Source organism: Mesorhizobium sp. M0848 (genome assembly GCF_040319805.1).
Lineage (GTDB): Bacteria > Pseudomonadota > Alphaproteobacteria > Rhizobiales > Rhizobiaceae > Mesorhizobium.
Window position 1 is genome coordinate 24,748 of record NZ_JAMYOM010000016.1, and the last position, 12,504, is coordinate 37,251.

Here is a 12,504-nt window from a genome sequence, read left to right on the forward strand (position 1 = left end):
CAAGCCGCATGACGAAAAGGGGCGGGCGACCGCCTCTTTTTTTGTTTGGATTACGCCTTGTCGCGTATCTGCGTCATCGTCTTGGTCGGCGTGATCGCTTCGGGGTCGAGGCGGATTTCCACGATCGCCGGCTTGCCGCTGGCGCGGGCACGTTCGAAGGCCGGGGCGAAATCGGCGGTCTTGTCGACCGTTTCGCCATGGCCGCCATAGGCGCGGGCGAGAGCCGCGAAGTCGGGGTTCTTAAGATCGGTGGCGACGACGCGGCCGGGATATTCGCGCTCCTGATGCATGCGGATGGTGCCGTAGATGCCGTTGTTGACGACGACCACAATGATAGGCAGGTCATACTGCACGGCGGTGGCGAATTCCTGCCCGTTCATCAGGAAGCAGCCGTCGCCGGCAAAAGCGACCACGGTGCGCTCCGGAAACAGCTCTTTGGCAGCGACGGCCGCAGGCGTGCCATAGCCCATCGAGCCCGATGTCGGCGCACCTTGAGTGGCGAAGCGGCGGAAGCGGTGGAAGCGATGCACCCAGGTCGCGTAATTGCCGGCGCCATTGGTGAGAATGGCGTCGTCGGGCAGCATCTTTTCGAGGTAGTTCATGATCGGGCCCATCTGGACCGAGCCGGGGCCGCCTTCAGGTGGCGTCGACCAGTCGAGATAGGCGGCATGCAGCTTTGGTGTCTCGGCTGCCCAGGTCGGCTCCGAGGCCGGCTTGCGCTTGGCGAAAGCGTCGATGAAGGCGGACGGCGAGGCGTTGATCGCCAGTGTCGGCCTGTAGACGCGGCCGAGCTCGCCAGCGTCGGCATGGACATGGACCAGCGTCTGGTCGGGGTAGGGGCTTTTCAGCAGCGTGTAGTCGGACGACGGCATTTCGCCCATGCGGCCGCCGATCAGCAGCACGAGATCGGCCTGCTTGATCGCTGTCGCCAGCTTCGGATTGATGCCGATGCCGACATCGCCGGCATAGTTCGGGTGCAGATGATCGAACAGCATCTGGCGGCGGAAGGAGCAGCCCACCGGCAGCGACCACGCCTCGGCGATCGTGCGCATTTGCGCCACCGCCTCGGCGTCCCAGCGCGTGCCGCCGAGGATGACGAACGGCCGCTTGGACTTGGCCAGCAGCTTTTCCAGCGCATCGAGCTCCGCTTCGCCCGGCCGTGTCTCAACCGGCGTGTGCGGCAAGGCGATAGGTGCTTCGACGATGCTGGTCAGCATGTCTTCGGGCAGCGAGATCACCACCGGGCCGGGCCGGCCCGATGTCGCCACCGCGAAGGCGCGGGTGACGAATTCGGGGATGCGCGAGGCGTCGTCGATCTCGACCACCCATTTGGCGATATCGCCGAAGAACCTCTTATAATCGACCTCTTGGAACGCTTCACGCTCCTTGGCGTGGCTGGCGACCTGGCCGATGAACAGGATGACGGGTATAGAATCCTGCATGGCGATGTGGATGCCGGCCGAGGCGTTGGTGGCGCCGGGGCCGCGGGTGACGAAGCAGATGCCGGGCTTCCCGGTCAGGCGGCCGTGGCAATCGGCCATCATCGCGGCACCGCCTTCCTGGCGGCAGACGATGGTGCGGATCGCAGAATCGTGCAGCGCGTCGAGCACCGCCAGATAGGATTCACCCGGCACACAATAGATGCGGTCGGTGCCGTTGGCTTCGAGCGCGTCGACGATGAGTTGTCCGCCGGTCTTCATTGTCCAGACTTCTCCAGTTCGGCAAGGATTTCTTGCGTGTGCTCGCCCAGGCGCGGCGAGGGGCGCTCATAGACCAGCGGCGTGCCCGACATCACCATCGGCGCACGCACCGAAGGCAGAAGATTGCCATGGCCGTCCTCGAGATCAAGCCGCATGCCGCGCGCGATCGTCTGCGGATCGGCAAACATCTGGCCGATCGTGTTGATCGGGCTCGCCGGCACGCTGGCCGCTTCCAGCTTGGCCAGCAGCGGATCGCGGTCAAAAATCTTCAGCGCGTCGATCATGCGCTCACGCAATTTCACCCGGTTGGCGACCCGGGCGGGGTTGGTGGCGAAATCGGGATTGGCAGGCAGATCGTCCAGCCCGACAGCGGCGCAGAATTTGGCGAACTGGCCGTCATTGCCGACCGCCAGGATGATGTGCCCGTCCCTGACCGGCACCACCTCGTAGGGGGCGATGTTCATATGCGCATTGCCCATCTGCACCGGCGATTTGCCGGAGACGAGATAGTTCAAATTCTGGTTGCCGAGCGCCGAGATCTGGGTGTCGAAGAGCGCCATGTCGACGTGCTGGCCTTCGCCGGTTTGTTCGGCATGGCGCAATGCTGCCTGGATGGCGATGACCGAATAGAGGCCGGTGAAGATGTCGGAGATGGCGACGCCCGCTTTTTGCGGCTCGCGGCCGACCTCGCCGGTGATCGACATCATGCCGGCCATGGCCTGGATGATGAAGTCGTAGCCGGCGCGCGGCGCATAGGGTCCGTCCTGGCCGAAGCCGGTGATCGAGCAATAGACGAGGCGCGGGTTGATCTTGCGCAGGCTGTCATAGTCGAGGCCGTATTTCTTCAGACCGCCGAGCTTGAAGTTCTCGATCAGCACGTCCGAGGTGGCGACCAGCCGGCGCACGGTCTCGGCCCCTTCCGGTGTCGAGAAATCGATGGCGATGGAGCGCTTGCCGCGATTGCAGGAATGGTAATAGGCGGCCGACAGGTTCTCGCCGTCCTTGCCCATGACGAAGGGTGGCCCCCATTTGCGGGTGTCGTCGCCGCCATCGGGGCTTTCGACCTTGATGACATCGGCGCCGAGATCGGCAAGCAACTGCCCGGCCCATGGCCCGGCAAGGATGCGGGCGAGTTCGACGACGCGGACGCCTTTCAGCGGGGGCTCAGCCATGGATCACCGTGGTTGCCGCAATCACCGTGACTGCTGCGAAAGCAGAGCCTCTATCAAGCCCTGCAACGGCTGTCACGGCTCTTGCAATGGGCCAATCCGTGACGCTTTGAGGACTTTGTCGGCCCAGGCGGCGAAATCATCCATGATGATGTCGCGATTCACCTCGTTCAGGCTTTCGTGGCGGGTGTCGGCGTAAACCTTTGAAACCAGATTCGAAAAGCCCATCGCGCGCATGCGGCTGGCAAGATGCGTGATCCCTTTGCCATAATCCGAGGCGGGATCTCTTTCGCCGCCGACGATGCTGATGGGCAGGTCGCGCCGGATGCCGGCAAAGCCGGCATCCTTGCCGCCGTTCAGCGCCATCGAGACCACATCGCGCCACATCGATACCGAGGCATCCCAGCCGCAGAGCGGATCGGCGATGTATTTCGCCACTTCCGCCTCGTCGCGCGACAGCCAGTCGAATAATGTGCGGTGATTGGGCACCGCCTTGCCCCAGGCCTGGAAGGTGAGCTTTGGCAGAAGGCGCGACGGCACGTCGGAGCCGAGCCGCATCCGTTCCCAGGCAAGGATGCCCAGCGCCGCCTGCCCGAGCAGGCCTTGCGAAAAATTGCCGTTCCAGATCGCGGCGGCATGAATGCGCGGCGAATGGCGCAACAGGTAGTTCAGCGCGACCGACGCTCCCATCGAATGACCAAACAGGATGACCGGTCTGTTTGGCTGTTCGCTGGCGATGAGATCATGGATGGCGCCGACGTCGGCTATCACCTTGGCCGGGCCGCCGCTGGCGGCGAACCTGCCGAGCGGCGCGTCGGGCGCCTTGGTCGCGCCATGGCCGCGATGATCGTGGACATAGACATCGAAGCCGCGGGAGCCAAGAAAATCGGCAAAGCGGGCATAGCGCGCTGCGTGCTCGGCCAGGCCATGATTGATCTGGACGACGGCGCGTGCCCGGCCATCGGCCTGCCTGACGAAAAGATTGAGCTCGGCACCGGTTGGGGAGCGAACCACGCGCTGCTGGCTGAATGACATGCCGCTCGGTCCCGCCCTTGCATTATCGTCGTTGGCTTTGTTTGCGCCGGCCCACATTATGCGTCAATCCAGCAAACCCGCTTTTCGCGACGATGTTTCTTGCGTTTGGCCAGCAAAATATCGCAATTCTGACATGGAGACAGCTTCAGTCTGTCGCCCACTTGTCCAGCCGAGGATTTTCCATGCGCATTGGTGTCGTTTTCGGATTGGCCATGCTGGCCGCGTCGCTGGCCGGTGCCGCGCGTGCCGACGTCAAGATGAGCGTTTCCTTTGTGGCCGACGCTGCCTGTCCGGCAACGCAAGCCATCAAGAACGGCAAGAACCCCGGCAATGTCTCGACCGATGCCGGGCAGAGCTATCAGCTGCTTGCCGGCAACAAGGATACGCCGACGCATTATCTCATCCTGGTGCCGGGCGCCGATCCGGAGCGCCGCTGGGTGAAGGTCAGCTGCGGCCACGTTTCCGGCAGCAGCGCGGCGACCGTGCCGGCCGCACCTGACGGGCAAGGCAAGCCGGCGGCATCGGGGAAACCCGAATACGTCTTCGCGCTGAGCTGGCAGCCGGCGTTTTGCGAGACAAAGTCGAACAAGACCGAATGCAGGGCGCAGAGTGCTGGTGATTTCGACGCCACGCATTTCACCTTGCACGGTCTCTGGCCGCAGCCGAACGGCAATTTCTATTGCCAGGCGACGGCGAGCGACAAGGCCAACGACAATCCGGCCCACTGGAAAGACCTGCCGCCGGTCAATCTTGACGCCAACACCCGCACGGAACTCGATCAGGTGATGCCCGGCACGGCCTCCCACCTCGATCGGCATGAATGGATCAAGCACGGCACCTGCTACGGCAAGAGCCAGCAGGACTATTTCTCCGATGCGCTCAACCTGATGCGCGCGGTGAACAGCTCGCCGGTGCGCGAACTCTTTGCCAAGAACATCGGCGGCAAGCTGACGGCGGACCAGATCCGCGGCGCTTTCGACACTGCCTTCGGGGCGGGAGCAGGGGATCGCGTGCGCGTTTCCTGCGTCATCGATCCGTCGAGCGGCAGGCGGCTGATCGGCGAACTGACGCTCGGCCTCGCGGGTCCGATCGGGCCCAACAGCTCGCTTAAGGATCTGCTGCTGGCTTCGGTGCCGACCAACAAGGCCGGCTGCCCGACAGGCAATGTCGACGCGATCGGCTTCCAGTAACTCTCAACAGAGATACCGGACTGTCGCGCTGCCGCGCCCTGGTGCTATGCTGCGAGCGCATCATTCTGGCGGGGGCGGCAATGGATGGCATGACGAGCAGCGCGCTGGCGCGGCTGGCTTTCTGGGCCAAGGGCATGGTCTCGATAAACGATGCCCGCATGGAATGGCCGGGCTTTTCGTATACCGACGCCGAGTGGGCACGCATGCGGACGCTCTCCGAACCGATCGGCGTCGGCACCTACCAGCTGTTCACGATCGTCAATGCGGCGATCTTCATCACGATCGCGGCGATCGGCATTTTCGGTGTCTTCCTGCCGCTGGCGACGCTGCTGTTTCCCATAGCGGCGGAAACCAGCGCGCTGAAGTTTTCGCTCCTGCTGGCCGCTTGCGCTTTCCTGATCATCGGGCTCGGTCTGCCGATCTCGATGCACCTTTCGGCCATGCTGGTGGGCGGCAAGACGGTGCGGGCGGTGCTGGTTCCAGCACTCGGCGACGAGGCGTTGGCGTCAAAAGTGTCCTGGCAGATCAACCGCATCATGCTGGTCATGTGCGGCCTGCTGGTGCCAGGCATCCTGCTGTTCATTGCCTACGATATCCAGGCCGGGCCGATCATCACGGTGCTGAAATGGCTAGCGATCGCGCTGATGGCGGTTTCGACCGTGACGGGCTTTCGACGGCAGAGGAATTCGTAACGAACTAGATCTGTGCGGATTTGGTCCGCGCAGCGGCCGTGTCGGCTTCTTGGCCGCCCGGCTCGCCGACGACGCGATCGCGGCCGGTCGACTTCGCCTTGTAGAGACGCTGGTCGGCAAGCGCGAACAGGTCGGCAAGGCAGCGCGTGGTTTCGCTGACGCTGGAAACGCCGGCGCTGACGGTGAATTCGAATCGACTGGTAGCCGCTGAAGCCTTGATCGCATGGCGAATGCTTTCGCCAAACAGCCTGGTGACCGAGTGCGGACGAGAACTGAGGATGGCGAATTCCTCACCGCCGATGCGGAACACCTGGTCCTCGGGACTGGCGACCTCGCGCAGCAGCGCGGCAACGGCTTTCAACACCTTGTCGCCTTCGGCATGGCCGAAACGGTCATTGATCGATTTGAAATGGTCGACATCGATGATCAGCAGGCTGAGCGGCCTGGCGGTGCGCAGGCTGGCCTGGACGGCGGCTTCACCGTCGGCGTCGAAGCGCCCGCGGTGCAGCAGGCCGGTCAGGCCGTCCCGCCCGACATGTTCGACCAGCGCTTCGTAGCGTTCGCGATAGGTCAGCGTATCGAAGATATCGGTCAATCCGCGCGGCGCGGTGACTTGGCGCTCCTCGAACCATTTGAGATAGGCGACGAGCATGGTGCTGAACGTCACCGCCGCCGCCATCTTGGCGAACCAGCCGCCGAAAAAGACGGCTATCGGCGCGCCGGCAACGAAATGCAGGGCGGTGAAAAACCCGGCCTGGTCGAATGTCAGCACGCAAGCGACCGAAATCAGGATGCGCGCGAACGGCGCCTTGCGCAGATAACGCCCGAGCTTTTCATAAAGCAGGATGATCAGGATGGCATCGACGAACAGCAGCGTCGTGCCCCACACCATCAGCCAGCCCATCTGGTCGATGAAGCCGATGTCTGGGAGCCTGCCGTCGGGAAGTGCCGCGATGACGTGCAGGCGCAGCAGCAGCACCAGCCCGATCATCAGCGCATTGCCGAGCAGCAGGCCGTAGATCGGCTGACGCACAGTTGCAGCGTCCTCTTTCATATAGAGCAGCAAAAGCATCACCAGCTTGCCGGAAAACAGCACCGCCGAGCCAGGCGAGACCATGCCGAACGGCAAGGCGACATAAAAAACGCTGGCGAGGTAGGTCTCGAGGAAGTGCATGACACCGAGCGCGCAGATGAACACGCCGAGGCCGATGCGCCTCCGGAAGCGGAAAAGCGTCACCATGACGCTGAAATAGACGACCGCTTCGGCAAGGAGCAGGAAACTGTTCAGCAATGCCGTCGACCCGATCTCTTTCTCGAAATCGCGAATAGCGAGCGATTCCACTCCGATCCTGTTTTGACGCCGAAGAGTTAACCGGAGATTTCAGCACGCTTCGTGCTGGTGGAAAACTTCGGCGGTTGGCGGACACTTCCGCGTGTGACCGGGCAGATATGGCAAAAGCGATTGCCGTTCGCCGCCGCATCGCCTACATAGCGGCCAACCTCCACTCAATTCGACAGATCCAGTCAGTTTTCTGGGCCAGTCAGTTTTTTTCAGGGAAAGCGCGCGTGGCACGCCAGTTCATCTATCACATGGCCGGCCTCAACAAGGCCTATGGCACCAAGAAGGTGCTCGAGAATGTCCATCTCTCCTTCTATCCCGACGCCAAGATCGGCATCCTCGGCCCCAACGGTTCGGGCAAGTCGACGATCCTCAAGATCATGGCCGGGCTCGACAAGGAGTGGAACGGCGAAGCCTGGCTGGCCGAAGGCGCAACCGTCGGCTACCTGGCGCAGGAGCCGGCGCTCGATCCGGACAAGACCGTGTTCGAAAACATCATGGAAGGCGTCGCCGCCAAGACCGCGATCATCGAACGCTATAACGAATTGATGATGAACTACTCCGACGAGACGGCCGACGAGTCGGCCAAGCTTCAGGACGAGATGGACCGGCTCAACCTGTGGGATCTCGAACAGCAGGTCGAGATGGCGATGGAAGCGCTGGGCTGCCCGCCCAAGGATTCGGAAGTCACCAAGCTTTCGGGCGGCGAGCGGCGCCGCGTCGCGCTTTGCCAACTCTTGCTGCGCCAGCCCGACCTTTTGCTGCTCGACGAACCGACCAACCATCTCGACGCCGAAACCACGGCGTGGCTGGAAAAGCATTTGCGTGCCTATCCGGGCGCCGTGATGATCATCACCCACGATCGCTACTTCCTCGACAACGTCACCGGCTGGATCCTCGAACTCGATCGCGGCCGCGGCATTCCCTATGAGGGCAACTACACCAAATACCTCGAAGCCAAGGCCAAGCGGCTCAAGCAGGAAGGCCGCGAGGACGATGCCCGCCAGCGCGCCATCGGCCGCGAGCGCGAATGGATCCAGTCGAGCCCGAAGGCCCGCCAGACGAAGTCCAAGGCGCGTATCCAGGCGTTCCAGGATCTTTTGGATGCAGCCGACAAGCGGCGTCCGAGCGATACGCAGATCGTCATCCCGCATGGCGAGCGGCTCGGCAATGTGGTGATCGAGGCGGAAGGCCTGTCGAAGGGCTTTGGCGACACGCTTTTGATCGACGGCCTGGAATTCAAGCTGCCGCCCGGCGGCATCGTCGGCGTCATCGGCCCGAACGGCGCCGGCAAGACGACGCTGTTTCGCATGATCACCGGCCAGGAAAAGCCGGATGCGGGCTCAGTGCGCGTCGGCGAAACGGTGAAGCTCGGCTATGTCGACCAGAGCCGCGATGCGCTCGATCCGTCAAAGACGGTATGGGAAGAGATTTCCGGCGGCGCAGAAGTGGTCAAGCTCGGCAAATTCGAGGCCAACACGCGTGCCTATTGCGCGTCGTTCAACTTCCGTGGCGGCGACCAGCAGCAGAAGGTCGGCAATCTGTCCGGCGGCCAGCGCAACCGCGTGCATCTGGCCAAGATGCTGAAGACCGGCGGCAATGTGCTGCTGCTCGACGAACCGACCAACGATCTCGACACCGAAACGCTGGCGGCACTCGAAGACGCGCTGGAAAACTTCGGCGGCTGCGCCGTCATCATCTCGCACGATCGCATGTTCCTCGATCGCCTGGCGACGCACATCCTCGCCTTCGAGGGCGACAGCCATGTCGAATGGTTCGAGGGCAATTTCGAGGATTACGAGCAGGACAAGATCCGCCGCCTCGGGCCGGATGCCGTCAACCCGCACCGCATGACCTACAAGAGGCTGACGCGGTAAGGGGTTTTCCGGGCGGCGAATTCTCAAGAAGACGTGAGGAGTTCACATGGCTGATTGGTCCGCCGCCCAATATCTGAAATTCGAGGACGAGCGCACGCGGCCCGCGCGAGACCTGGTGGCACAGGTGCCGGTGGACTTCCCGCGCCGGGTCGTCGACATCGGCTGCGGGCCGGGCAACTCGACCGAGCTGCTCGTCGAGCGCTGGCCGGATGCGCAGGTGAGCGGCTTCGACACTTCGCCCGACATGATCGAGAAGGCGAGGGCGCGTCTGCCCGAGGTCACCTTTGATCTGGCCGATGCCTCCAAATGGCAGCCGGCGGAGCCGGTCGACGTGATCTTCGCCAATGCGGTGTTCCAGTGGCTGCCCGAGCATCCCGCTGTGTTCCAGCGGCTGATGGGTTTTCTTGCGCCAGGCGGCGCGCTGGCCATCCAGATGCCCGACAATATGGGCGAGGACTCGCACCGCCTGATGCGTGAAACCGCCGCCGAAATGCCGTTTGCCGAAAAGCTCAAGGGCGCGGCACGCGGGCCGTTGCCGCCGGTGTCGTTCTATTATGATCTTCTGTCGCCGCTCAGCGATCGGCTGGATATCTGGCACACCATCTACAACCACCCGCTTGCCGATGCGCAGGCGATCGTCGAATGGGTGAAGTCGACGGGCCTGAAACCGTTCCTCGATCCGCTGGGTGCCGATGAGCGGACGCTGTTCCTCGAATGTTACACGGCCAAGATCGCCAAGGCCTATCCGAAGACGGCTGATGGCAAGGTGCTCTTGCGCTTTCCGCGCATTTTCATTGTCGCAAAACGAGCTTGATTATCCGTGTTGCGCGGCGTCTTAGGGCCGCTTGGCTTTGCCTGTGGCCATGTCAAGGATCGGCTTAAGTCGGCCCAGATCTTTGGTTTAAGCCGGCGTAAACCGCCTCGGTGAGAAAACTGTTGCGCCGGAGCATTCCGGCGCCCACATGAAGCCGCAGCGCCTGCGGATGGGACGGACTGGACATGCATCGCGTCATCATCAGCGGCATCGGCGTTGAAATCCCCGAACCCACAATCACCAATGAAGAACTGGTCGCCAGCTTCAATGCCTGGGTCGACACGGAAAATGCGCGCCGCCAGGATACTGGCGAGCCGCCGCTGCCGAAATCGGACAGCGACTTCATCGTCCACGCCTCGGGCGTGCGCACCCGCCATGTCATCGAGCGCGAGGGCATTCTCGATCCGACCCGGATGGCGCCGCGCATTCCGGCGCGGCCCGACGACGCGCTGTCGCTGGAGGCGGAGTTCGGCATCGCCTCTGCGAAGAAGGCGCTCGACCACGCCGGGCTGCAGCCGTCGGATATCGACCTGGTGATCTGCTCGGCCTCGCATCACCAGCGGCCCTATCCGGCGATCGCCATCGAAATGCAGGAGGCGTTGGGCACCAAGGGCGCCGGCTTCGACATGGGGCTTGGCTGTTCCTCGGCCGCGGCCGCCTTGCACGTCGCCGTCAACCTGGTGCGGTCGGGCGCGCACAAACGCATCCTGGTGACGACGCCGGAGATCATCACCGGGCATCTCAATTTCCGCGACCGGCAGACGCATTTCATCTTCGGCGACGCTTCGGTGTCGATGGTGGTCGAAGGCCTGGCCAAGGGCGACAAGCGGCCGGGGCGCTTCGAGGTGCTCGACACGCGCGTCTGGACGCAGATGTCGAACAACATCCGCACCAATCTGGGCTATCACACCCGCACCGCCCAGGAAGATCCTTACATGATCAACCTGGAAGGCAATCTGATCAAGCAGGTCGGCAACAAGGTGTTCAAGGAAGTCACCGTCGCCGGGCAAAAATTCATCGTCGAATTCCTCGCCGAGCACGGGCTGACGCCGCAGGCGATCAGGCGCTTCTGGCTGCATCAGGCCAATGCGCGCATGAATGCGATGATCCTGAAACTGTCGTTCGGCCACGAAGTCGACCACGACCGCGCGCCGATGGTGCTGGAGCGGCTGGGCAACACGGCGGGCGCCGGCGCCATCGTCGCGCTGTCGGAGAACCACGCCGACATGAAGCCCGGCGATTTCGGCCTGATCTGCGCCTTTGGCGCGGGGTATTCGATAGGTGGTGCGCTGTTGCGGATGCTTTAAGCTTGTCTGGTCAAGCTGGTGCGAACGGGCACTGCCCAACTCGCCGCGTAGGAAGCTTTCTTCCAGTCTTGCCTTGGTCACGATGCCGATGATGAGCAGGGCGGTTCCGGCTATGCCCCAGAGGGTGCCCTTGGCCGCCATGGTGGCGAGGATCGCCAGGCAGCAATCCGGTGTAGATCGGATGCCGGACAACGCCATACGGGCCGGTATTGATGACCCGATGCCCGGCCTTGGCGGTGATGGCGCCCGACCACAGCCTGCCGAGATGCAGGCGCGCCCACCAGGCAAAGGCGATGCCGATGGCGATCAGGGCGACACAGATCCAGGCTTCGGAGAGATCAGGCATCCACAGCCTGAGCCGGCCTTCATAGCCGTGCGCCGGAATGAACAGCAGCACCGCGCCGGCCAGCCATAGACCCGATAGCGGGCCTCCGCCCTGAACCCGGCGCGCTTCTGGGCAGGGTCGGACCACAGGGCGGCGACGGCCCAGATTCCTGCCCAGATCAACCAAAGCAACGTGATTGCCGTCACAGGTCGCATGATCAGCCTCCGCAAACTGTCTGGACGTAACCATGAAACCGGCACCGCGCGGCGGCAATGCGGCGCGAAATCGATGAAAGGTAAGAAAAGCGTGATCGCGATCCTATCGGTGCTGTTGATCGGACGATCAGCACTTTCGACTGGACGCCTCGGAGCCCGCCCGGCTAACTCGTCGAATGACGATTGGAAAGAACGCCATGTCGGATCTCTTCCCCGAGGCTGAAAAGCCGGTTGAAATCATCCCCGCGCGAAAGCTTGCCGCCAGGGCGGCAGCGCTTTACGTGGCGCCGGCGGATCATTTTCAGACCCGCCCGGTGGACGAATTGCGGCTGGGTTTCGACGGCATTTCAGGCGATTTCCATGCCGGACCGACACGGCGCTCGGGCGGGCGCGAGCCCTGGTATCCGCGCGGCACGGAAATACGCAACGAACGGCAATTGTCCGTCGTGGCGGCGGACGAGCTGGCGGTTGTCGCCGAACGCATGGGCCTGGCCGAGATCAGGCCGGAGTGGATCGGCGCCAATCTTGTGATCGAAGGGGTGCCGAACCTCTCCATGCTGCCGGCCGGCACGCTGCTGTTCTTCAAGGGCGGCGTCACCATCAAGGTCGACGCACAGAACGGCCCGTGCCGCATCGCCGGCCGGTCGATCGCCGAAAACGCCGGATTGGCCGACGTCGGAGCCGGCGCGCTGTTGTTCCCGAAAGTCGCGAAACGGCTGCGCGGCGTCGTCGCCTGGGTCGAGAAGCCGGGAACGGTCATGGCCGGCGAAGAAATCTCGGTGCGCGTGCCGGAGCAGTGGATCTATCAAGCCTGAGGGCAGGCTGCGCTGCCCATGGAGCG

11 protein-coding genes are annotated in these 12,504 nt (G+C 63.2%); 6 read left to right on the forward strand and 5 right to left on the reverse strand.

From position 1 onward, the window contains the following. Nucleotides 1–50: 50 nt before the first annotated feature. The 3 genes from NKH95_RS19095 to NKH95_RS19105 all read right to left on the reverse strand — a co-directional run bounded on the left by NKH95_RS19095 (nt 51) and on the right by NKH95_RS19105 (nt 3,904). The gene (locus tag NKH95_RS19095; protein WP_128303461.1) at nt 51–1,700 is read right to left on the reverse strand and encodes a thiamine pyrophosphate-binding protein; all 1,650 of its coding nucleotides are present in this window, start codon (nt 1,698–1,700) and stop codon (nt 51–53) included. After that, on the reverse strand, nt 1,697–2,872 hold the full coding sequence (locus NKH95_RS19100) for a CaiB/BaiF CoA transferase family protein (protein WP_352892516.1): 1,176 nt from the start codon (nt 2,870–2,872) through the stop codon (nt 1,697–1,699). Before NKH95_RS19100 ends, NKH95_RS19095 begins: the two co-directional genes overlap by 4 nt. 72 nt (nt 2,873–2,944) lie before the next feature. Beyond that, nucleotides 2,945–3,904 (reverse strand): alpha/beta fold hydrolase, encoded by a 960-nt coding sequence (locus NKH95_RS19105; protein WP_352892519.1) that lies wholly within the window; start codon nt 3,902–3,904, stop codon nt 2,945–2,947. 182 nt (nt 3,905–4,086) lie between these two features. On the opposite strand from NKH95_RS19105, the gene NKH95_RS19110 reads away from it, so the two are divergent. Both NKH95_RS19110 and NKH95_RS19115 read left to right on the forward strand, forming a co-directional pair. Beyond that, on the forward strand, nt 4,087–5,094 hold the full coding sequence (locus NKH95_RS19110; RefSeq protein WP_352892521.1) for a ribonuclease T2 family protein: 1,008 nt from the start codon (nt 4,087–4,089) through the stop codon (nt 5,092–5,094). A gap of 80 nt (nt 5,095–5,174) precedes the next feature. Then, nucleotides 5,175–5,786 (forward strand): hypothetical protein, encoded by a 612-nt coding sequence (locus NKH95_RS19115; protein WP_128303465.1) that lies wholly within the window; start codon nt 5,175–5,177, stop codon nt 5,784–5,786. Nucleotides 5,787–5,790: 4 nt separating this feature from the next. On the opposite strand, the gene NKH95_RS19120 is transcribed toward NKH95_RS19115, so the two are convergent. After that, nucleotides 5,791–7,077, reverse strand: a complete 1,287-nt coding sequence (locus NKH95_RS19120) for a GGDEF domain-containing protein (protein ID WP_352892639.1) — start codon at nt 7,075–7,077, stop codon at nt 5,791–5,793. A 275-nt stretch (nt 7,078–7,352) separates the two neighbouring features. Here NKH95_RS19120 and ettA point away from each other — a divergent pair, with 275 nt between their 5' ends. From ettA to NKH95_RS19135, 3 genes are all read left to right on the forward strand, one after another. Then, on the forward strand, nt 7,353–9,002 hold the full coding sequence (gene ettA / locus NKH95_RS19125; RefSeq protein WP_013530923.1) for an energy-dependent translational throttle protein EttA: 1,650 nt from the start codon (nt 7,353–7,355) through the stop codon (nt 9,000–9,002). Between the two features lie 46 nt (nt 9,003–9,048). After that, the gene (tam, locus tag NKH95_RS19130; protein ID WP_023813173.1) at nt 9,049–9,816 is read left to right on the forward strand and encodes a trans-aconitate 2-methyltransferase; all 768 of its coding nucleotides are present in this window, start codon (nt 9,049–9,051) and stop codon (nt 9,814–9,816) included. A 185-nt stretch (nt 9,817–10,001) separates the two neighbouring features. Further along, complete coding sequence (locus NKH95_RS19135; RefSeq protein WP_023813172.1) at nt 10,002–11,123, forward strand: beta-ketoacyl-ACP synthase III; 1,122 nt, start codon at nt 10,002–10,004, stop codon at nt 11,121–11,123. Between the two features lie 10 nt (nt 11,124–11,133). Here NKH95_RS19135 and NKH95_RS19140 read toward each other — a convergent pair whose 3' ends face one another. Continuing rightward, entirely contained in the window at nt 11,134–11,520 is a 387-nt protein-coding gene (locus NKH95_RS19140) for a methyltransferase family protein (protein ID WP_352892524.1), read from the reverse strand. Between the two features lie 340 nt (nt 11,521–11,860). On the opposite strand from NKH95_RS19140, the gene NKH95_RS19145 reads away from it, so the two are divergent. Further along, complete coding sequence (locus tag NKH95_RS19145; RefSeq protein ID WP_352442214.1) at nt 11,861–12,478, forward strand: MOSC domain-containing protein; 618 nt, start codon at nt 11,861–11,863, stop codon at nt 12,476–12,478. Nucleotides 12,479–12,504 lie beyond the last annotated feature (26 nt).

Bases quoted from the DNA above. Each gene is read 5' to 3' on its own strand.
- NKH95_RS19095 (WP_128303461.1), bottom strand. From the start codon at position 1,700: ATGAAGACCGGCGGACAACTCATCGTCGACGCGCTCGAAGCCAACGGC.
- NKH95_RS19100 (WP_352892516.1), bottom strand. From the start codon at position 2,872: ATGGCTGAGCCCCCGCTGAAAGGCGTCCGCGTCGTCGAACTCGCCCGC.
- NKH95_RS19105 (WP_352892519.1), bottom strand. From the start codon at position 3,904: ATGTCATTCAGCCAGCAGCGCGTGGTTCGCTCCCCAACCGGTGCCGAG.
- NKH95_RS19110 (WP_352892521.1), top strand. From the start codon at position 4,087: ATGCGCATTGGTGTCGTTTTCGGATTGGCCATGCTGGCCGCGTCGCTG.
- NKH95_RS19115 (WP_128303465.1), top strand. From the start codon at position 5,175: ATGGATGGCATGACGAGCAGCGCGCTGGCGCGGCTGGCTTTCTGGGCC.
- tam (WP_023813173.1), top strand. From the start codon at position 9,049: ATGGCTGATTGGTCCGCCGCCCAATATCTGAAATTCGAGGACGAGCGC.
- NKH95_RS19135 (WP_023813172.1), top strand. From the start codon at position 10,002: ATGCATCGCGTCATCATCAGCGGCATCGGCGTTGAAATCCCCGAACCC.
- NKH95_RS19145 (WP_352442214.1), top strand. From the start codon at position 11,861: ATGTCGGATCTCTTCCCCGAGGCTGAAAAGCCGGTTGAAATCATCCCC.